This window comes from Kitasatospora sp. NPDC085895, from assembly GCF_040702125.1.
Lineage (GTDB): Bacteria > Actinomycetota > Actinomycetes > Streptomycetales > Streptomycetaceae > Kitasatospora > Kitasatospora arboriphila.
Window position 1 is genome coordinate 126266 of the sequence record NZ_JBFBJY010000010.1, and the last position, 19122, is coordinate 145387.

The 19122-nt window shown below is 73.2% G+C and carries 18 protein-coding genes and 1 riboswitch; of the genes, 8 read left to right on the forward strand and 10 right to left on the reverse strand.

Features of this window, described 5'->3' with window-relative positions:
• Nucleotides 1-52: 52 nt before the first annotated feature.
• The 4 genes from groL to thrC form a co-directional block, all read right to left on the reverse strand.
• A complete protein-coding gene (gene groL, locus AB0442_RS09290; RefSeq protein ID WP_363540807.1) occupies nucleotides 53-1675 on the reverse strand; it encodes a chaperonin GroEL in 1623 nt (540 codons plus the stop codon).
• Nucleotides 1676-1993: 318 nt separating this feature from the next.
• Nucleotides 1994-2200: a cold-shock protein gene (locus AB0442_RS09295; protein ID WP_030235075.1), complete on the reverse strand. Its 207-nt coding sequence runs from the start codon at nucleotides 2198-2200 to the stop codon at nucleotides 1994-1996.
• A gap of 619 nt (nucleotides 2201-2819) precedes the next feature.
• Nucleotides 2820-3098, reverse strand: a complete 279-nt coding sequence (locus AB0442_RS09300; protein WP_095873584.1) for a MoaD/ThiS family protein — start codon at nucleotides 3096-3098, stop codon at nucleotides 2820-2822.
• Between the two features lie 30 nt (nucleotides 3099-3128).
• A complete protein-coding gene (gene thrC / locus AB0442_RS09305) occupies nucleotides 3129-4406 on the reverse strand; it encodes a threonine synthase (RefSeq protein WP_366161765.1) in 1278 nt (425 codons plus the stop codon).
• 17 nt (nucleotides 4407-4423) lie between these two features.
• A riboswitch (SAM riboswitch) is annotated at nucleotides 4424-4557 on the reverse strand.
• A gap of 137 nt (nucleotides 4558-4694) precedes the next feature.
• Between thrC and AB0442_RS09310 the strand changes: the two genes are divergently transcribed.
• Together AB0442_RS09310 and AB0442_RS09315 are read left to right on the forward strand one after the other, a co-directional pair.
• A complete protein-coding gene (locus tag AB0442_RS09310) occupies nucleotides 4695-5699 on the forward strand; it encodes a glucosyl-3-phosphoglycerate synthase (protein ID WP_366161767.1) in 1005 nt (334 codons plus the stop codon).
• Between the two features lie 60 nt (nucleotides 5700-5759).
• Complete coding sequence (locus AB0442_RS09315; protein WP_344622549.1) at nucleotides 5760-7229, forward strand: trehalose-6-phosphate synthase; 1470 nt, start codon at nucleotides 5760-5762, stop codon at nucleotides 7227-7229.
• Between the two features lie 126 nt (nucleotides 7230-7355).
• Here AB0442_RS09315 and otsB read toward each other — a convergent pair whose 3' ends face one another.
• A complete protein-coding gene (gene otsB, locus AB0442_RS09320; protein ID WP_366161768.1) occupies nucleotides 7356-8207 on the reverse strand; it encodes a trehalose-phosphatase in 852 nt (283 codons plus the stop codon).
• Between the two features lie 37 nt (nucleotides 8208-8244).
• A complete protein-coding gene (locus AB0442_RS09325) occupies nucleotides 8245-8472 on the reverse strand; it encodes a DUF3263 domain-containing protein (protein WP_030268825.1) in 228 nt (75 codons plus the stop codon).
• A gap of 93 nt (nucleotides 8473-8565) precedes the next feature.
• On the opposite strand from AB0442_RS09325, the gene AB0442_RS09330 reads away from it, so the two are divergent.
• Nucleotides 8566-8907 carry a cupin domain-containing protein gene (locus tag AB0442_RS09330; protein ID WP_366161769.1) on the forward strand — a complete coding sequence of 114 codons (342 nt, stop codon included), beginning with the start codon at nucleotides 8566-8568 and terminating at the stop codon, nucleotides 8905-8907.
• A gap of 30 nt (nucleotides 8908-8937) precedes the next feature.
• On the opposite strand, the gene AB0442_RS09335 is transcribed toward AB0442_RS09330, so the two are convergent.
• Nucleotides 8938-10230: an extracellular solute-binding protein gene (locus AB0442_RS09335; RefSeq protein ID WP_366161770.1), complete on the reverse strand. Its 1293-nt coding sequence runs from the start codon at nucleotides 10228-10230 to the stop codon at nucleotides 8938-8940.
• A 154-nt stretch (nucleotides 10231-10384) separates the two neighbouring features.
• Nucleotides 10385-11179, reverse strand: a complete 795-nt coding sequence (locus tag AB0442_RS09340; RefSeq protein ID WP_344622553.1) for a DeoR/GlpR family DNA-binding transcription regulator — start codon at nucleotides 11177-11179, stop codon at nucleotides 10385-10387.
• Between the two features lie 234 nt (nucleotides 11180-11413).
• On the opposite strand from AB0442_RS09340, the gene AB0442_RS09345 reads away from it, so the two are divergent.
• From AB0442_RS09345 to AB0442_RS09360, 4 genes are all read left to right on the forward strand, one after another.
• Nucleotides 11414-12346, forward strand: coding sequence for a sugar isomerase (locus AB0442_RS09345; RefSeq protein WP_366161771.1), 933 nt, complete (start codon nucleotides 11414-11416; stop codon nucleotides 12344-12346).
• A gap of 132 nt (nucleotides 12347-12478) precedes the next feature.
• A complete protein-coding gene (locus tag AB0442_RS09350; RefSeq protein ID WP_344622555.1) occupies nucleotides 12479-13411 on the forward strand; it encodes an ROK family protein in 933 nt (310 codons plus the stop codon).
• Complete coding sequence (gene nagA, locus AB0442_RS09355; protein WP_366161773.1) at nucleotides 13408-14583, forward strand: N-acetylglucosamine-6-phosphate deacetylase; 1176 nt, start codon at nucleotides 13408-13410, stop codon at nucleotides 14581-14583. Before AB0442_RS09350 ends, nagA begins: the two co-directional genes overlap by 4 nt.
• A gap of 65 nt (nucleotides 14584-14648) precedes the next feature.
• Entirely contained in the window at nucleotides 14649-15512 is an 864-nt protein-coding gene (locus AB0442_RS09360) for a class II fructose-bisphosphate aldolase (protein WP_366161775.1), read from the forward strand.
• Here the strand turns inward: AB0442_RS09360 and AB0442_RS09365 are convergent.
• Nucleotides 15490-16404 carry a hypothetical protein gene (locus AB0442_RS09365; protein ID WP_366161776.1) on the reverse strand — a complete coding sequence of 305 codons (915 nt, stop codon included), beginning with the start codon at nucleotides 16402-16404 and terminating at the stop codon, nucleotides 15490-15492. The genes AB0442_RS09360 and AB0442_RS09365 overlap by 23 nt on opposite strands.
• A 92-nt stretch (nucleotides 16405-16496) precedes the next feature.
• The gene (locus AB0442_RS09370) at nucleotides 16497-18293 is read right to left on the reverse strand and encodes a diguanylate cyclase (RefSeq protein ID WP_366161777.1); all 1797 of its coding nucleotides are present in this window, start codon (nucleotides 18291-18293) and stop codon (nucleotides 16497-16499) included.
• 280 nt (nucleotides 18294-18573) lie between these two features.
• Here AB0442_RS09370 and AB0442_RS09375 point away from each other — a divergent pair, with 280 nt between their 5' ends.
• A complete protein-coding gene (locus tag AB0442_RS09375) occupies nucleotides 18574-19101 on the forward strand; it encodes a flavin reductase family protein (RefSeq protein ID WP_363540796.1) in 528 nt (175 codons plus the stop codon).
• The last annotated feature ends 21 nt before the right edge of the window (nucleotides 19102-19122 follow it).

Genomic DNA, 19122 nt, shown 5'->3' on the forward strand with positions numbered 1-19122 from the left:
GTGGGGAGACCGCCCTCGCGGAGCGTTCCGGGCTTGCCGATCCTCGGGAGGATCAGAAGTCCATGTCACCGCCCGGCATGCCGCCGCCGGCGGCCGCGGAGGCCTTCTCCGGCTTGTCGGCGATGACGGCCTCGGTGGTGAGGAAGAGCGCCGCGATGGAGGCGGCGTTCTGCAGCGCGGAGCGGGTGACCTTGGCCGGGTCGATGATGCCCGCGGCGATGAGGTCGACGTACTCGTTGCTGGCGGCGTTCAGGCCGTGGCCGGCGGGGAGGTTGCGCACCTTCTCCACCACGACGCCGCCCTCGAGGCCGGCGTTGGTCGCGATCTGCTTGATCGGGGCCTCGAGCGCCACGCGGACGATGTTGGCACCGGTGGCCTCGTCGCCCTCCAGCTCCAGCTTGTCGAAGGCGACACCGGCCTGCAGCAGCGCGACGCCACCACCGGCGACGATGCCCTCCTCGACGGCGGCCTTCGCGTTGCGGACGGCGTCCTCGATGCGGTGCTTGCGCTCCTTGAGCTCCACCTCGGTGGCCGCGCCGGCCTTGATGACGGCCACGCCGCCGGCCAGCTTGGCGAGGCGCTCCTGGAGCTTCTCGCGGTCGTAGTCCGAGTCGCTGTTCTCGATCTCGGCGCGGATCTGGTTCACGCGACCGGCGACCTGCTCGCTGTCGCCGCCACCGTCGACGATGGTGGTCTCGTCCTTGGTGATGACCACCTTGCGGGCGGTGCCCAGCAGGTCGAGGCCCGCGTTCTCCAGCTTGAGGCCGACCTCCTCGGAGATGACCGTGCCGCCGGTGAGGATGGCGATGTCGCCGAGCATGGCCTTGCGGCGGTCGCCGAAGCCCGGGGCCTTGACGGCGACGGACTTGAAGGTGCCGCGGATCTTGTTCACGACCAGGGTCGACAGGGCCTCGCCCTCGACGTCCTCGGCGATGATGACGAGCGGCTTGCCGCTCTGCATGACCTTCTCGAGCAGCGGGAGGAGGTCCTTGACCGAGGAGATCTTGGAGTTGGCGATGAGGATGTACGGGTCCTCGAAGCTGGTCTCCATGCGCTCCAGGTCGGTGGCGAAGTACGCGGAGATGTAGCCCTTGTCGAAGCGCATGCCCTCGGTGAGCTCGAGCTCCAGGCCGAAGGTGTTGCTCTCCTCGACGGTGATGACGCCTTCCTTGCCGACCTTGTCCATCGCCTCGGCGATGAGCTCGCCGATCTGGGTGTCGGCGGCCGAGATGGAGGCGGTGGAGGCGATCTGCTCCTTGGTCTCCACGTCCTTGGCCTGGGCGAGCAGCTGGTCGGAGACGGCCGTGACGGCCTTCTCGATGCCGCGCTTCAGGGCCATCGGGTTGGCGCCGGCGGCGACGTTGCGCAGACCCTCGCGGACGAGCGCCTGGGCGAGCACGGTGGCGGTGGTGGTGCCGTCACCCGCGACGTCGTCGGTCTTCTTGGCGACCTCCTTGACGAGCTCCGCGCCGATCTTCTCGTACGGGTCCTCGAGCTCGATCTCCTTGGCGATGGAGACACCGTCGTTGGTGATCGTGGGGGCGCCCCACTTCTTCTCAAGGACGACGTTGCGGCCCTTGGGGCCGAGCGTGACCTTGACGGCGTCGGCAAGCTGGTTCATGCCGCGCTCAAGGCCGCGGCGAGCTTCCTCATCAAAAGCGATGATCTTGGCCATCTGAAGTGGTCCTCCGGGACACGGTCGACTGCTCGGACCAGAGGTGCCCGCGACGGACGGCCCTGTGAGCGGGGGTCCTTTCCCCTACCGCTCGCCGGGGCCTCACCGACCCGGTCCGCTTGTCACTCTCAAGCTGTGAGTGCTAACGCCAATGATTAGCACTCGCCGGTGGCGAGTGCAAGCCCGTTCGCCGTGTCCCGTGGCGCGGCCGCACCGGTTCCGGACACGGCACAGGCCCGTACGACGTGTCGTACGGGCCTGTCGCGAAGAATCGCCGACCAGCTCGTGACGAGCCGAGGGCTCCGCAGGTTTCGAAGGTCAGCCCGCGGCGGCACGAACCATGTCCGCCTGCGGCCCCTTCTGCCCCTGGGAGATCTCGAACTCGACCCGCTGGCCCTCTTCGAGGGTGCGGTAGCCGTCCATCTGGATCGCGCTGTAGTGGACGAACACGTCCGCACCACCGTCGACCGCGATGAAGCCGTAGCCCTTCTCCGCGTTGAACCACTTGACGGTGCCCTGAGCCATTCCGAACTCCCCTTGTGCTGTGCTGGCCATTCACGGGTCCGCAGTCTTTGCGGGCCCAGGTCCGGTGGGCCTGCCCGAGGGAACCCCCCCTGGGCACGGCCCTGCACGCCGCAGACCACCGCCCGAGGCCCTTCGCGGGCCCGGCGGACGGGTGAATGCGTCGACCGCGGCTGAATGTATCCGGACAGGAGCCCTGTGCAACAGGCCCAACTTCGGGGAAATCGGCAGTCATGACAAGGGATATGACGGGATGAAAGCCGCAGATCTCGGCATTTCACGCCGGACATAACGGGCAGAAAACGACATATAGCCGCATGAATTCTGACACTTGCCTGACAGGTTCGTCCCCGCGCCGTCCGCGGCCCGTCTCAGCGGGCGGACGTCCCCGCGACCGGTTCCGGAGCCTTGCGCACACGATCCGACCGGCCGGGCCGGGGCGTGCAATTCCGGGTATTGGCGCTGATCAGGGCGGGCGGCGCGGAGGGGAGTACTGCCACCGCCCCGAACTCTACTCCCCGTCAGGCGGTCGAATTGCACCCGGCACGACGAGAGCCGCCGCCGGGACCGGAAAATCGCGTTCCGGTCCCGGCGGCGGCTCTCCGCGGGAAGAATGCGGGGCTCAGCAGCCGCCGGCCACCGCGGGGATGATCGACACCGTGGCGCCGTCCTTGATCGCGGTCTCCAGGCCCTCGGCGAAGCGGACGTCGTCGTCGTTCACGTAGACGTTCACGAACCGACGGAGCTTGCCGGCGTCGTCCAGGATGCGCGCGGAGATGCCGGTGTGGTTCTGCTCCAGGTCCGCGACGACGGCGGCCAGGGTGTCGCCCTCGGCGGTGACCTCGGCCGCACCGCCGGTGTAGGTGCGCAGGATGGTCGGGATGCGGACGGTGGCGCTCATGGGTGCTCCTTGGCGGAAGGGGTGGGCTGCTCAGGCGAGGCCGGCGGCGCGGAAGGACTCCAGCGTCGGGCGGATGGTGGCGGTCAGTCCGGCGTCGGCGACCGCGTCGAGGGTCTTCAGGCCGTCACCGGTGTTGATGGCGACGGTCTCCTTCGACGGGTCCAACTGCCCGGTCTCGACCAACTTCTTGAGGACGCCGACGGTCACGCCGCCCGCGGTCTCCGCGAAGATGCCCTCGGTGCGCGCCAGCAGCTTGATGGCGGCCACCACCTCGGCGTCGGTGACGTCCTCGACCGCGCCGCCGGTGCGGCGGGCGATGTCGAGCACGTACGGGCCGTCGGCCGGGTTGCCGATCGCCAGCGACTTGGCGATGGTGTTCGGCTTCACCGGCCGGATCACGTCGTGGCCGGCCTTGAAGGCGGCGGACACCGGGGAGCAGCCCTCGGCCTGGGCTCCGAAGACCTTGTACGGCCGGTCCTCGACCAGGCCGAGCCTGATCAGCTCCTGCAGGCCCTTGTCGATCTTGGTGAGCTGGGAGCCCGAGGCGATCGGGATCACGATCTGCTCCGGCAGCCGCCAGCCGAGCTGCTCGCAGATCTCGTAGGCCAGCGTCTTGGAGCCCTCGCCGTAGTACGGGCGGAGGTTGACGTTGACGAAGCCCCAGCCCTCGCCGGCCGGGTCGCCGATCAGCTCGGAGCAGAAGCGGTTCACGTCGTCGTAGTTGCCGTCGATGCCGACCAGGGCGCCGCCGTACACGCCGGCCATGACGATCTTGCCCTGCTCCAGGTCGTGCGGGATGAACACGCAGGACTTGAACCCGGCCCGGGCCGCGGCGGCACCGACCGCGCCGGCCAGGTTGCCGGTGGAGGAGCAGGAGAGCGTGGTGAAGTCGAAGGCGCGGGCGGCCTCGATCGCACAGGCCACCACGCGGTCCTTGAAGGAGTGCGTGGGGTTGCCGGAGTCGTCCTTGACATGCAGCTGGGCGGTGAAGCCGAGCTCGCGACCCAGGTTGTCCGCCTTGACCAGCGGGGTCCAGCCGGGGTTGAGGTTGGGCTTGCCGGCCACGTCGGCGGGCACCGGCAGGAGCGGGGCGTAGCGCCAGATGCTGGCCGGACCGGCCTCGATGCGCTTGCGGAGCTCCGCGGCGTCGTAGCCGCCGAAGTCGTAGGCGATCTCCAGCGGGCCGAAGCACTCCAGGCACGCGAAGCTCGGGCCGAGCGGGAAGCGGGTGCCGCACTCGCGACAGGAAAGCGCTGCGGCCGGACCGAGGTCGACGGTGGCAGCGGATGCAGGGGTAGCGGTAGCCATGGTGGCGGAGGCCTCTCTCCTCATCTTCCCCGCGGCGCGGTTGCGCCACAGGCCGGAATTGGCACCTGTCCCGCGGGGGGCCTGCGACCGCCGCTGCGAGAAGGTTGCCGGGACGTCGACGGGCCGTTCCCTCAGTCCCTCTGGATGAGCTCTGTGAAGTTGTGTGTTGTTCACTGCGGTGACCCCGGCGTGCGAAGGCTCGACCGCAGTACGAAGACTGTATCCGAAGGCCCCGGCGCCGAAAGGCGGCGTCCGATCCGCGAGATGGAAGTTACGAGGAGCGAGACCGTGACCGAGCAGCCCCGTCCCGACGTCCTCCCCGAGGTCGCGTCCTGGCTGCGTCGCCGCTCCTGGGCGGCGGCGGACTACCCGGTGGAGCGGCTGCTCGCCGCCAAGCGGGCGGCGGGGAGCGCCGGAACGGTCAGCGTGGTGCTGCCCGCCCTCGACGAGGAACCCACCGTCGGGGAGATCGTCACCACCGTCCGCCGCGAGTTGATGGGACGTCACCCGCTGGTCGACGAGCTGGTGGTGGTGGACTCCGGCTCGGTCGACCGGACGGCCGAGACCGCCCGGTCGGCGGGCGCCCGGGTGGTCCACCGGGACGACATCCTGCCCCGGCTGCCGGCCGCCCCCGGCAAGGGCGAGGTGCTCTGGCGGTCGCTGCTGGCGACCTCCGGCGCGATCGTCTGCTTCGTCGACGCCGACCTGCGCGAGTTCGACCCGGCCTTCGTCACCGGGATCGTCGGCCCGCTGCTCACCGACCCCGCGCTGCAGCTGGTCAAGGCGATGTACGACCGGCCGCTGGAGACCGCGGGCGCGGTGGTGCCGGCCGGCGGCGGGCGGGTCACCGAGCTCGTCGCCCGGCCGCTGATCAACCTGCACTGGCCGCAGCTGTCCGGCTTCGTCCAGCCGCTCGGCGGCGAGTACGCGGCCCGCCGCACCCTGTTGGAACGGCTGCCCTTCCCGACCGGGTACGGGGTGGAGCTCGGCCTGCTGGTGGACGCCCTGGAGGAGGTCGGGCTGGACGCGTTGGCCCAGGTCGACGTGGGTGTCCGGCACCACCGCCACCAGGACGGCCAGGCCCTCGGGCGGATGGCCGCCACGATCTACCGGACGGCCCTGGAACGGCTCGACCGCACCCACCGGCTGAAGGCCGGCGAGGACCTCGTGCACCCGCTGCTCACCCAGTTCAGCCGCGACACGGGCACCCGGGGCTTCACCGCCCACACCCACGAGGTGACCGCACTGGAGCGCCCGCCGATGCGCACGGTGCCGGAGTACACCGCGCGCTGAGCGGGGCCCGCGGGGCCGCCGAATGGTTTGCCGGACCGGTCGCGCGGCAAGCTAGGGGATATGGCCGATCTCGCGTTCGAACGTACGCAGCAGTCCGGCGCCGCCCCCGTCCTGGTGGCCTCGAACCGCGGCCCGGTGTCCTTCAGCAGCGGGGACGACGGCGCGCTCACCCTGAAGAGAGGCGGCGGCGGCCTGGTGTCCGGGCTCTCCGCGATCGACGACCCCTCGGCGGTCTGGGTCTGCGCCGCCCTCGGCGACGCCGACCGGACGGCCGCCCGGCAGGCGCCGGACGGCCGGCTCGACCTCGCCGGCCACGACGTCGGCGGACAGGCCGTCCGGATGCTGGACATCGAGCCCGGCACCTTCGCCCGCGCCTACAACGGCATCGCCAACTCCACCCTGTGGTTCGTCCACCACCTGCTGTACGACACCCCGGTCTCGCCGGTCTTCGACGACCGGTTCCGCCGCGAGTGGGAGTCCTACACCGCGTACAACACCGCCTTCGCCGAGGCGCTCGCCGCCGAGGCCGCCCCGGGTGCCGCCGTGCTGGTGCAGGACTACCACCTCTCGCTCGCCCCGGCGCTGCTCCGCACGCTCCGCCCGGACCTGCGGATCGGGCACTTCTCGCACACCCCGTGGGCCCCGCCCGAGTACTACCGGCTGCTGCCCGACGACGTCGCCGCCGAGGTGCTCACCGGCATCCTCGGGGCCGACCGGGCCGGCTTCCTCACCGAACGCTGGGCGCTCGCCTTCGCCGACTGCTGCGAGGCCGTGCTCGGCGCCGAGGTGGACCGCGCGGCCCGCACCGTCACCCACGCCGGGCGCACCACCCGGCTCGGCGTGCACGGGCTCGGCGCCGACGCCGACTTCCTGCGCGAACGCGCGCACCGGCCGGACGTGGACGCCCGGCTGGCCGCCCTCCGCGAGGCGGTGGGCGACCGGAGGACGATCGTGCGGGTCGACCGCACCGAGCTCAGCAAGAACATCGTCCGCGGTCTGCTCGCCTACCGGCACCTGCTGCGCAGCCGCCCCGAGTGGCTTGACCGGGTGGTGCACATCGCCTTCGCCTACCCGTCCCGGCACGACCTGCCCGAGTACCGGGAGTACACCGCGGCGGTGCAGCGGATCGCCCGCGAGATCAACGACGAGTTCGCCACCCCCGACTGGCAGCCGCTGATCCTGCACGTCAACGACGACTTCCCGCGGTCGCTGGCCGCCTACCGGCTGGCCGACGTCGCCCTGGTCAACCCGATCCGGGACGGCATGAACCTGGTCGCCAAGGAGGTCCCGGTGGTCTCCGACGCGGGCTGCGCGCTGGTGCTGTCCCGGGAGGCCGGTGCCTTCGCCGAGCTCGCCGAGGACTCGATCACCGTCAACCCGTACGACGTGATCGCCACCGCGGAGGCGCTCCACCGGGGGCTGACCATGCCCGCGGAGGAACGCACCGACCGCACCAAGCGGCTCGCCGCCGCGGCCACCGCCCTGCCCCCGCAGCAGTGGTTCCTCGACCAGCTCGACGCCCTCGGCTGAGAGGCAATCCGTGAGGGGCGCGGGCAACCGCGCGGTCCGGGATCGGGCACCACGACGGTACGGGCCGAGCCCTGACCCGCACGGTCGCCCCTTCCCGCTCGCGCGGTCCCCGCGTCCCTCCGGGGTTCAGCCCAGTTCCGCGGCGAGGGCCGCGAGCAGGTCGACCAGGCCGGCCGGGCCCGGGACGACCAGGTCCGCCCGGTCGGCGAGCTCCCGCACGGGGGCCTCCCCGGTGGTCGGCCCGCTGCACACCAGCAGGCCGGGCAGGCCCTCGCCGCGGCGCTTCTCGACGGCGGCGAAGGCGGCGAGGTCGCCCAGGTCGTCGCCGGCGTAGAGCACCGCGCGGGCCGCGTGCTCGGCGAGGAACCCCTCCAGGGCGGCGCCCTTGTCGACGCCGGGCGGCCGCAGTTCCAGGACGAACCGGCCGGGTTCGACGACCAGTCCGTGTGCGGCCGCGAACGCGGCCAGCGGGGTGCGCAGCCGGTCCATCGCGGGCTGCGGTTCGGCGGTGCGGCGGGTGTGCACGGCGAGGGCGCGGCCCTTGTCCTCCGTCCAGGTGCCCTCGGGGGCGCCTTCGCGGGCCAGCAGGGCGGGCAGCCCGGCGCGGGCCGCGGCCACGCCCGCCGGCGGTTCGGGGGCGGTGAGCGCCCCGGTGTGCGCGTCCCAGCGCTCGGCGCCGTACTGCCCGAGGACGGTCAGGTGCTCCAGTCCGGGGACGCCGTCGAAGCCGCCGTAGGCCACCGCGTCGGCGGCGGGCCGGCCGGTGACCACGGCGACGGCGCCGACCCGGGGTGCGAGCGCGGAGAGCACGGCGGCGGCCCTGGGGTGGGCGCGGGCGGCGGTGGGGTCGGCGACGATCGGTGCCAGGGTGCCGTCGAAGTCGAGGGCCACCACGGCCTCGCCGGGTGCGGCCAGCAGCGCCGCCAGGCCGTCCCGCCCGGCGGCCGTGCTCGGAGTGAACTGCTCAGGAATGCCCATGTCCGGGACGGTACCCAGGCTCGGGCGCCGGACACCGTCAGCGTTCGGCGCGCCGCCGTTCGCGGATCCGGCGCAGCCGGTTGACCAGCACCGGGTCGGCGGCCAGCGCCTCCGGGTTGTCCAGCAGGGCGTTGAGCAGCTGGTAGTAGCGGGTCGCGGAGATGTCGAGCTCGGCGCGGATCGCCCGTTCCTTGGCGCCGGCCGTGCGCCAGGGCCGGGCCTCCAGGGCGAGCACCGCGCGGTCCCGCTCGGTCAGGGCGGCCATCGTCCACCTCCTCTTACGAGGTGTCATTCTGCCCGCCCGGTGCGACACACTCTGCCCGCCCGGCCGTCGGCCCGGCCCGGCTAGTTTCGGTCCATGACCTTCGCACTGCACGTCCCCGACGCCGAGCTCGAACCCGAGCCGCTCGACCCCGACCGGATCGTCGCCGGCACGCCCGAGGTGACCGGGAGGGTGCTGTGGTCCTCGCCGGACGGCCGGCAGCTGCGCGGCCTGTGGCAGATCACGCCGGGCACGGTGACCGACACCGAGGCGGACGAGCTGTTCGTGGTGGTGAGCGGTCGGGCGACGATCGAGGTCGAGGGCGGCTCCGTCCTGGAGGTGGGCCCGGGCGACGCGGCCGTGCTGCGCGCGGGCGACCGCACCACCTGGACGGTGCACGAGACGCTCCGTAAGGCGTACGCGATCACCCTGCCCTGAGGTCGGCTCCGGCCGGGGCCGCGGACGCCCTCAGCGCCGGCTGCGGCCCGCCTCGGTGGCCGCGGCGGCCTGCAGGGCGGCGAGCGCGTCGTTGCCGTCGCGCTTCACCGCGGCGCCGACCTGCTGCTTGACCAGGCCGCTGACCTTGTCCCAGGACGGGTCGCCGTAGGGATAGAAGTTGGCGGTCGGCAGGGCGTTGAGGAATTCGGCGAGGTCCCGGTGGCGGCCGCTGCCGGTCATCGCGGTGCGGGTCTCCTGGGTGACGGGCAGCAGGTTGTACTGCTCGTCGAAGGCGAGCTGGTTGTCGGTGCGGTAGAGGAACCCGAGGAACTTCTTGAGCTCGGTGCGGTGGCCGTTGGCCTTGAAGGCCATCATCCAGTCGGCGACGCCGAAGGTGGCGGGCTTGACGGTGGCGTCCTTGCGCGGGATCGCCGCCGTACCGTAGTCGATCTTCGCGGCGGTGGCCTTGGCGACCAGCCCGGGGTGGCCGTTGAGCATCGCGACCTTGCCGGCGGCGAAGTCGTTGAAGGCGGTCTTGCGGTCGGTCGCGGCCGGGTCGGCGTAGGTGAGGTGCTTCTCGACCAGGTTGGTGCGCAGCCAGGCGAAGGTGGCCCGGTTCTGCGGGGAGTCGACGGTGTAGTTGCCGGCGTTGTCGGCGAGGCCGCCGCCCCCGCCCATGGCCCAGATCATGGATTCGGCCTGGGCCTCCTCGGGTCCGAGCGGCAGCGCGTACGGGGTGACGCCGGGCACCTTGGCCTTGATCAGTTCGGCGTCGCGGCGGAGCTCGTCCCAGGTGGTGGGCGGGGCGGTGATCCCGGCCTTGGCGAAGACGGCCTTGTTGTAGAAGAAGACCCGGGTCGAGGCGACGAACGGGATGCCGTACTGGCTGCCGAGCACCTGGCCGGCCCGGGAGAACGCGTCGATCATGCCGGCCTGGGTGTCGATGGAGAGGACGTCGGTGGCCGGGTAGAGCCGGTCGGCCGCGACCTGGTCGGCGAAGCCGCCGGTCTGCACGAGGTCCGGGGTGCGGCCGGAGGCGATCAGGCTCGCGACCCGCTTGTCGATGTCGTTCCAGCTCTGCAGGTCGAGTTCGACCTTGATGCCGGGGTTGGCCTCCTCGAAGCGGCCGATCACGTCGCCCCAGAAGTGCGAGGTGCTGTTGGCCTCGCTGTCGCCGTAGTCGGCGGCGACCAGGCGGAGCGTGACGTCGCCGCCGCCGTCGCCGGAGCCGAGGGCGCCGCACCCGGTGGCGAGGACCAGGACGAGTGCGGGCGCCAGGACGCGACCGGTGCGGAGCGGGTTCGTGCGGGTGAGGGTGTACACGCGGGGACCGCCTTCGGGAGGGGAAGCTGCGCCACCCTCCCAAGCACCCGCACATGTGGTCCAGACCTGTTCGCGCGGTAGTTATCGAAGTGTCAGACGTCGTTGCACCGGCTGCAATCGGAACCGGGCGAATCCGGACAGTCCGACCGCGCGTTCAGACGGTGACCACCTGGACGCCGGCCTCCGTGAAGGCCCGCGTCAGCTCCTGGTCGGCGCCGGAGTCGGTGACCAGGGTGTCGATCGCGTCCAGGCCGCAGATCCGGGCGAAGGCGCGGCGGCCGAGCTTGGAGGAGTCCGCGGCGACGACGACCCGGCGGGCGCGCTCGGCGAGCAGCCGGTTCACCCCGGCCTCGCCCTCGTGGTGGGCGGTCGCGCCGTGCTCGACGTCGATCGCGTCGACGCCCAGCACCGTGACGTCCAGCGCGAGTTCGGCGAGCATCAGGCCGGCCAGCGGGCCGATCAGCTCGTAGGACTGCGGCCGGGCGACGCCGCCGGTGACCACGATCTTGACCTGCGGACGGACGGTCAGCTCGTTGGCGATGTTGAGCGCGTTGGTGACCACGGTGAGGCCCTGGCCGGCGCCGCCCTCGGGGGATTCGGTGAGCTCGGGCCGGACGGCGAGCGCCCGGGCGACCTCGGTGGTGGTGGTGCCGCCGTTCAGGCCGACCACCTCGCCGGGGGCGACCAGGCCCGCGACCGCGGCGCCGATCCGCTGCTTGGCGTCGGCGTGCCGGGCGGTCTTGTAGCGCAGCGGCAGGTCGTAGGAGACGTGGTGGGCGACGGCGCCGCCGCGGGTGCGGGTGACCATCTGCTGGCGGGCGAGCTGGTCGAGGTCGCGACGGATGGTCGCGGCGGAGACCTGCAGGGCCTCGGCGGCCTCCTCGACCTCCAGCCGTCCGTGCTCGGCCAGCAGCTCCAGCAGTGCGTTCCACCGCTCGTACCTGGACACCCCGCGCCGCCCTCCCGACCACGTCCGACCACGTCCGACCGCTGCGCGCACCTGCGCGAAGCCTGCACAGCTTTGCACACCGGTGGCGCGGCGCGCCCGGTCGGCGGCCGGTTTCCACCGCTCCGCGGCGCGCACCGTTGCGCATTGCTGCGCGAAAGAGCTATAAATCAATCATCTTCACGCAGTTCCTGCAGTTCCTGTCCGATCCGGCGCATCTGCCCGAGGAGCCGCCCCATGCCCCTGCCCTCCCTCACCGCCGAGGAGCTGGCCACCCAGCCCGCCGACTGGCGCACGGCGGCGGCCCTGGCCGCCGAGTCGTCCGCCGCCCTGCCGCAGCGCGGGGAGCGGGTGGCCGTGGTCGGCTGCGGCACGTCCTGGTTCATGGCCCAGGCGTACGCCGCGCTGCGCGAGTCCGGCGGCCACGGCGAGACGGACGCCTTCGCCGCTTCCGAGTTCCCGGCCGGCCGCGGCTACGACCGGGTGCTGGCGATCACCCGCTCCGGCACCACCACCGAGGTGCTGGACCTGCTCCGGCAGGCGAAGGCTCCGACCACCGCGATCACCGCGGACACCTCGCAGCCGGTCACCGCGCTCGCCGGGGCCGTGGTCGACCTCGGTTTCGCCGACGAGCGTTCGGTGGTGCAGACCCGGTTCGCCACCACGGCCCTGGCGCTGCTCCGGGCCCACCTGGAGACCGAGGGCCCGCTGCCCGCCGGGGTCCGCACGGTGGCCCGCGCCGCCGAGGACGCGCGCGCCGCGGTCGAGGACGCGCTGCCGGCGGGGCTGGTCGACTGCGAGCAGTTCTCCTTCCTCGGCACCGGCTGGACGGCGGGCCTGGCCCAGGAGGCGGCGCTCAAGATGCGCGAGGCCTCGCTCTCCTGGACGGAGGCCTATCCGGCGATGGAGTACCGGCACGGGCCGATCAGCATCGCCGCACCCGGCCGCGCGGTGGTCGCCTTCGGCGCGCTGCCCGCCGGGCTGGCCGCTCAGGTCGGCGCGACCGGTGCGCTGCTGGTGGCCGGCTCGGGGCCGGACGGCATCGACCCGATGGCCGACCTCGTCCGGGCGCAGCGCCTCGCCCTGGCGGTCGCCGCGGCCCGCGGGCTGGACCCGGACCGGCCCCGGAACCTGACCCGGTCGGTGGTACTGGCCCCGGACGGGGCATGAGAAGGGTGGTGGGCCGGGAAGGAGCAAACCTCTCAGCTGCGGCGCAATGGCGACAAACGTCACCGTCATGGACCAGACCAATCACGCAACTGGACTAGACCTCTCGGACCGGCTCAAGGGAGACTGTCCCCCGTGAAGCACGTCATCGCACTCGATGTGGGCGGCACCGGCATGAAAGCCGCGCTGCTCGCCCAGGACGGCTCAGTGCTGCTCGAAGCACGGAGGCCGACCGGGCGGGAGCACGGCACGGACGCCGTCGTCACCGCCATCCTCGACTTCGCCGCCGAACTGGCGGACGAGGGCCGCACCCGTCTCGGGAGCGCTCCCGTCGCCGCCGGAGTCGCGGTGCCGGGGACGATCGACGAGAAGAACGGGATCGCGGTCTTCTCCGCCAACCTCGGCTGGCGCGACCTGCCGCTGCGCAAGCTCCTCGGCGAGCGGCTCGGCGGCCTGCCCGTCGCCCTCGGCCACGACGTCCGCACCGGCGGACTGGCCGAGGGGCGGATCGGCGCCGGCCGCGGCGTGGACCGCTTCCTGTTCGTCGCGCTGGGCACCGGCATCGCCGGCGCCATCGGCATCGACGGCCGGATCGAGGCGGGCGCGCACGGCTACGGCGGCGAGATCGGCCACGTGGTGGTCCGCCCCGGCGGACCGGCCTGCGGCTGCGGCGCCCGCGGCTGCCTGGAGACCCTGGCCTCGGCCTCCGCGGTCTCCCGGGCCTGGGCCGACGCCTGCGGCGACCCGGACGCGGACGCGGCGGCCTGCGCGGCCGCCGTCGAGGCCGGCGACCCGCGGGCGGCCGAGGTCTGGCGGACCGCCGTGGACGCCCTCGCGGACGGCATCGTGCTGGCGCAGAGCCTGCTCGACCCGTCCACGGTGATCGTCGGCGGCGGGCTGGCCGAGGCCGGTGACACGCTCTTCACACCGCTGCGTACGGCGGTCTCCGAGCGGCTGACCTTCCAGATGCCCCCCGTGGTCGTCCCGGCCGAGCTCAGAGACACCGCCGCTTCCCTGGGAGCGGGTCTGCTCGCCTGGGACCTGCTCTCCACGGAGGTGACCGCGTGACCGCGGACCGCATTGCCCTGGCCGGCGCCCGACTCGTCCTCCCCGGCGGCGTCGTCGAGAACGGCCGGATCACCGTCGAGGGCCCGCGCATCGCGGCCCTGGGCGGCGAGCCGGACCTCGCCGACGTCGACCTCACCGGGTACACGGTCGTCCCCGGCTTCGTCGACCTGCACGTGCACGGCGGCGGCGGCGCCTCGTACGCCGCCGGCGACGCCGAGCAGGCGCTCGTCGCGGCGCGCACCCACCTGGCGCACGGCACCACCACCACGGTCGCCTCCACCGTCACCGGCGAGATCGACGAGGTCTGCCGGCAGGCGGCCGTCCTCTCCGAGCTGGTCGAGGACGGCGTGCTGGCCGGCGTGCACTTCGAGGGCCCGTTCATCTCGCCGGGCCGCTGCGGCGCGCACGACCCGGCGCTGCTGCGCGACCCGGACCCGGCGGTCGTCCGCAAGGTGGTGGACGCCGCCCGCGGCACCGCCCGCATGGTCACCCTGGCCCCGGAGCTGCCCGGCGGTCTGGAGTCCGTGCGGATGCTCGCGGACCTCGGCGTGATCGCCGCGGTCGGCCACACCGACTCCGACTACGCGAAGACCCTGGAGGCCATCGAGGCGGGCGCGACCGTCGCCACCCACCTCTTCAACGCGATGCCCGCCATCGGCCACCGCGCCCCCGGCCCGATCGTCGCCCTGCTGGAGGACGAGCGGGTCACCGTCGAGCTGATCAACGACGGCGTCCACCTGCACCCCTCGGTGCTGGACCTCGCCTACAGCACCGCCGGCTCCGGCCGGGTCGCGCTGATCACCGACGCGATGGGCGCGGCCGGCATGGGCGACGGCCTCTACCCGCTCGGGCCGCTGGAGGTCCGGGTGGAGAACGGGGTCGCGCGGCTGGTCGAGGGCGGCTCCATCGCCGGCTCCACCCTCACCCTCGACGTGGCGTTCCGGCGCTCCGTCACCGTCAACGGCCTGAGCCTCGGCCAGGCCGTCGAGTCCCTGTCCACCGTTCCGGCCCGGCTGCTCGGCCTGGCGGACTCGGTCGGGTCGCTGGAGACCGGCAAGCACGCCGACCTCGTCGTCCTCGACTCGCTCACGTACGACCTCGTCGCGGTGATGCGCCGCGGCGAGTGGATCACCGGCGCGGACCGCCTCGCCAGGACCGTCTCCTCGGTCTGATCCCCCGTCCCACCGGGGGTGAGTGGCGGCACTGCGTCCCGTCACTCACCCCCTGGGGGACACCCATGCCCATTGCCGCCACCGCCGACCTGCTCGCCCAGGCGGCGGCCGACCGCCGCGGCCTGCCCGCCTTCAACGTGATCAGCCTGGAGCACGCCCAGGCCGTCGCCGAGGGCGCCGAACGCGCCGGTACCGCCGCGGTGCTGCAGATCAGTCAGAACGCCGTCCGCCACCACGGCGGCCGGGTGCTGCCGCTGGCCCGCGCCTGCGCCGAGATCGCCGCGGCCGCCGGGGTGCCGCTCTCGCTCCACCTCGACCACGTCGAGGACCTCGACCTGCTGCACGCCGCACCGGCGGCCGGCTTCTCCTCCGCCATGTACGACGCCTCCCGGCTGCCGCACGACGACAACGTCAAGTCGACCGCCGAGGCCGTCTCCTGGGCGCACCGGCACGGGCTGCACCTGGAGGCCGAGCTCGGCCGGATCGGCGGCAAGGAGGGCGAGCCGCCGCTCTCCCCGCACGACCCGGGCGCCCGGACGGACCCGGCGGAGGCCGCCCGCTACGTCGAGGACACCGGGGTGGACGCGCTGGCCGTCGCGGTCGGCAGCTCGCACGCGATGACCACCCGCACCGCCGTCCTGGACCACGCGCTGATCGGCCGCCTGGCCGCGGCCGTCCCGGTGCCGCTGGTGCTGCACGGCAGCTCCGGGGTCCCCGACGGGGAGCTGTCCGCGGGCATCGCCGCCGGCCTGGTGAAGATCAACATCGGGACGGCGCTCAACACCGCCTTCACCCGGGCCGTCCGCGAGCACCTCGCCGCGGACGGGCGGGTCACCGACCCGCGCCGCTACCTCGCGGACGGGCGCGCGGCGGCCGCCGCCGCGGTCGCCCGCCTCGCCGCCGTCGTCAGTTCTTCGGGTACTCGCTGACCGACATGTCGGTCAGCGCGACCTGGTCGAGCAGGATGCTGCCGCTGCCGGCCGGGAGGGTCACCGTCAGGGTGTTCGTCCCGGCCACCAGCTGCGGCCATATGTTGGTGCTGTACCAGGCGCGGTTCGCGTCCGAATTGCCCTTGGAGTAGTTCTTGAAGGTCACTCCGCCGGGGTGGTCCTTGCCGTTGACGGTGACCTGCGCGGGCGTGTCCGAGCCGGTGTTGTTGAAGTGCAGCCAGAACTTGGTCTGGCCGGCCTGCTGGGCGGTCACCGTCCAGGTCACCGTCGAGCCGCCCTGCAGCGTCAGGTAGCTGCCGTCGGCGGAGATCGCGCCCTTCACGCTGCTCGCCGCCGGGGCGTTCTGGGCCTGCAGCTTGGACGCGTCGGAGACCGGCTTGCCGTCCGGCGTCGGGCTCGCCGACGCGGTGGGCGAGGCCGGGGCGCCCGTCGAGGCCTGCGCGGAGGCCGCCGTCGGGTTCGGCGCGGCCTTGTCCTTCTTGCCCGGGTCGCCGGTGGAGAGCGCGATGCCCACACCGATCGCCACGGCGGCGATCACGGCCACCGCACCGATCACCGCGCCCTTGCCGCGGCCCGAGCCCTGCCGGTCCTCGCCCGGCTGCGGGCGGGAGCGCTCGGCGTACCGGCTCTGCTGCGGCGGCAGCGGCGTGGTCTGCGAGGCCTGACCGAACGACGGCTGCGGCGGGTAGGGCTGCTGGGGGCGGGCCGCCGCCTGCTGGCCGTACTGCGCGCGGCCGACCTCCATCGGTCGGCTGTACGAGCTGCGCGGCTGGGCGGGCGCGGCGGAGCCGTCGGCCGGGCGGTAGAGGTAGGCGAACGGGTCGTCGTCGCCCGCGCCCTCGGGCGCGCCGTTGCTGCCGTCCGTGGTCACGGTGCACACTCCCCGGGCAGATGATGGACGCTCGTACCAGCGGCACCCTACCTGCCGGGGCCCACCGCGGGGAAAGCCGATCAAGGGATGTGCTAACCGGCGCGACGGTGGGAACGCTCCCCCCGCGTTCCCCTCACCGAACCTCCACGCGCCCGCTTCTCGTCGTACATCCGCTCGTCGGCGGCGTGCAGCACCTCTTCGATCGACATGCCGCAACCCGCCCAGCCGATGCCGAGGCTGACACCGACCCGCATCGCCCGGTTGTCGATCCGCATCGGCGGGATGATCGCGTTCCGCAGCCGGCCGGCGAGGTCCTTCGCCTCCTCGCGGCCGATGCCGTCGGCCAGCACCACGAACTCGTCGCCGCCGAGCCGGGCGACGGTGTCCCCCTCGCGGACGGCCTGCTGCAGCCGCCGCGCCACCTCGATCAGCACCGCGTCGCCCGCGTTGTGGCCGAACCGGTCGTTGATGGACTTGAAGCCGTCCAGGTCGCAGAAGAGCACCGCCAGGCCCTTGTCCGGCGCGCCCGGCGCCCGGTGCGCCCCGTGCCCCGCGTTCCACGGCTCCGGCCCGTCCGGCTGCTCCGCGGGCACCGCGGTGTGCACGTGCGCCGGGTCGTGGTCGAAGCGGCTGAGCACCTCGCCCGCGGCGAAGGCCTCCAGGTCGCGGTCGAAGGCCGGGTCCGAGGTGCCGTAGCCGTGCGCCAGGGCGGTCGGGCCGCCGGGGCCGTCGTAGGCGGTGTGCGCGCTGTAGGAGAACTCGGGGTGGGCGAAGGCCGGACCGTGCCCGGCGGCCGCGGCGGGCGGCAGGCTGCACAGCCGGCGGCCGAGGCGGGTGCGCAGCTCGGCGCCGTTCGGCAGGCCGGTCAGCGCGTCGTGGCTGGCCCGGTGGGCCAGCTGCAGCTCGTGGCGCTTGCGGTCCTCGATGTCCTCGACGTGGGTCAGCAGGAAGCTCGGCCCCTCGCCGGCGTCCGCCACCACCGAGTTGCGCAGGCAGACCCACTGGTAGCCGCCGTCCCGGCGGGAGAGCCGCAGCTCGGCGCGGCCGCCCTCGGCACTGGTGCGCTGCAGCAGGGCGAGGTCCTCCGGGTGGACGAGGTCGGCGAAGCTCTGCCGGCGCAGCGTCGCCCGGGGGCGGCCGAGCAGCCGGCACAGCGCGTCGTTGACCCGGGTGAGCTGGCCGCGCGCGGCACCGTGCAGCTCGGTGATGGCCATCCCGCTGGGCGCGTACTCGAAGGCCTGACGGAAGCTCTCCTCGCTGGCCCGCAGTGCCTGCTGCTCCTTCTCCAGCCGGGCGAGCGCGCGCTGCATCTCGGCGCGCAGCCTGGCGTTGCCGATCGCGATGGAGGCCTGCAGGGAGAACATCTCCAGGGCCTCGCGCGTCCAGGCGCCGGGCCGCTTGCCGCTGCGCGGCCGGTCGACCGAGAGCACCCCGAGCAGGTCGCCGCCGGCGCTGTACATCGGCGCGAAGAGGAAGTCGCGGGGGTGCCAGTCGTTGGCGTAGACCGGCAGCGGACCGTCGCCCGTCCAGGTCGGCACGTCGGTGCCGATCGCCCAGCCCCGGTCGTACGGCAGGAAGCGCAGCGTGCCCCAGTGGTCGCTGACGCTGAGCATGCGGTCCCAGGACTCCCGGGAGCCGACCTGGCCGAGCAGCACCGCCGGGCCGCCCACCCCGCTCTCCTCGACCTCCCAGACCGCCGCCACCACCAGGTCGCCGTCGGGCCGGACGAGGCTCACCGCGGCCGCGTCGAACCCGAGCCCGTGCACGGCGCCCTCCACCACGGCCTGCAGCGTGCCGGCCAGGCTGCGGGCAGCGTTGAGGTCCGCCACGACCCGGTGCAAGGTGCGGAGGGTCGCGAGGCGGACGTAGGGCTCCGACTCGGCTTCCATGCGGGGGCTCCCCGGCTGCTTCGGATTGGCGGTGGTGGTTATCGTCCGATTGCCAGAAGAACTGAATCACAGCGAGCACAGCGATAGGCACGCTCGGTCAGCAATAGGCCGTCACTTGTGACTCAAATCACATCACTTGCCCGTGCCCACTCCGCTCCGGGCAGCCACGAACCATGACGAACCCGGACAACGGACCGCGACAGGGCGGCCCGTACCGGCCCCCGGTCCTACGACCAGGGCCCGATTCCGCTCCGCGCGGGCGCGGACTACCGTGCGGTACGTGCACACCTCCTCGCAACCCTCGCCCATCCGTACGGCCGGCCCCGACGAGTTCCGGGCCGCCCTCTCGCAGCTCGCCTCGGGCGTCGCCCTGGTGACCGCCAACGACCCGGAGGACGGCGAGGACGCGGGCATGACGGCGACCTCGTTCCTGTCGGTGTCGCTGGAGCCGCCGCTGGTGCTGGTCTCGGTCCGCGAGGACTCCCGGATGGACGACGTGCTCACCCGCGCCGAGACCTGGGCCGTCTCCCTGCTCGCCGAGGAGCAGCGCACCGCCGCCTCCCGGTTCGCCATGAAGGGCCGGCTCAGCGACCGGCTGCTCTTCGCCGACACCCCGCACCGCCGCGGGGAGCACAGCGGCGCCCCGCTGATCGAGGGCGCACTGGCGACCGTGGAGTGCCGCACCGAGCAGCGGGTGACCGCGGGCGACCACGTCCTGGTGATCGGCCGGGTGCTGGAGGCCCGGGTGCAGCAGCCCGGCGCCAAGCCGCTGCTGTACTTCCGCGGCGACTACCGCAAGCTCGCCTGAACCACCGCCGCCCGCCGGCCC

What these genes read in the sequence shown, in the direction of transcription:
- AB0442_RS09295 (WP_030235075.1), bottom strand. Translation starts at nt 2,200, where the DNA reads ATGGCTCAGGGCACCGTCAAGTGGTTCAACGCGGAGAAGGGCTACGGC.
- AB0442_RS09300 (WP_095873584.1), bottom strand. Translation starts at nt 3,098, where the DNA reads ATGAGCGCCACCGTCCGCATCCCGACCATCCTGCGCACCTACACCGGC.
- AB0442_RS09330 (WP_366161769.1), top strand. Translation starts at nt 8,566, where the DNA reads ATGACCTTCGCACTGCACGTCCCCGACGCCGAGCTCGAACCCGAGCCG.
- AB0442_RS09315 (WP_344622549.1), top strand. Translation starts at nt 5,760, where the DNA reads ATGGCCGATCTCGCGTTCGAACGTACGCAGCAGTCCGGCGCCGCCCCC.
- AB0442_RS09325 (WP_030268825.1), bottom strand. Translation starts at nt 8,472, where the DNA reads ATGGCCGCCCTGACCGAGCGGGACCGCGCGGTGCTCGCCCTGGAGGCC.
- AB0442_RS09345 (WP_366161771.1), top strand. Translation starts at nt 11,414, where the DNA reads ATGCCCCTGCCCTCCCTCACCGCCGAGGAGCTGGCCACCCAGCCCGCC.
- groL (WP_363540807.1), bottom strand. Translation starts at nt 1,675, where the DNA reads ATGGCCAAGATCATCGCTTTTGATGAGGAAGCTCGCCGCGGCCTTGAG.
- AB0442_RS09370 (WP_366161777.1), bottom strand. Translation starts at nt 18,293, where the DNA reads ATGGAAGCCGAGTCGGAGCCCTACGTCCGCCTCGCGACCCTCCGCACC.
- thrC (WP_366161765.1), bottom strand. Translation starts at nt 4,406, where the DNA reads ATGGCTACCGCTACCCCTGCATCCGCTGCCACCGTCGACCTCGGTCCG.
- otsB (WP_366161768.1), bottom strand. Translation starts at nt 8,207, where the DNA reads ATGGGCATTCCTGAGCAGTTCACTCCGAGCACGGCCGCCGGGCGGGAC.
- AB0442_RS09360 (WP_366161775.1), top strand. Translation starts at nt 14,649, where the DNA reads ATGCCCATTGCCGCCACCGCCGACCTGCTCGCCCAGGCGGCGGCCGAC.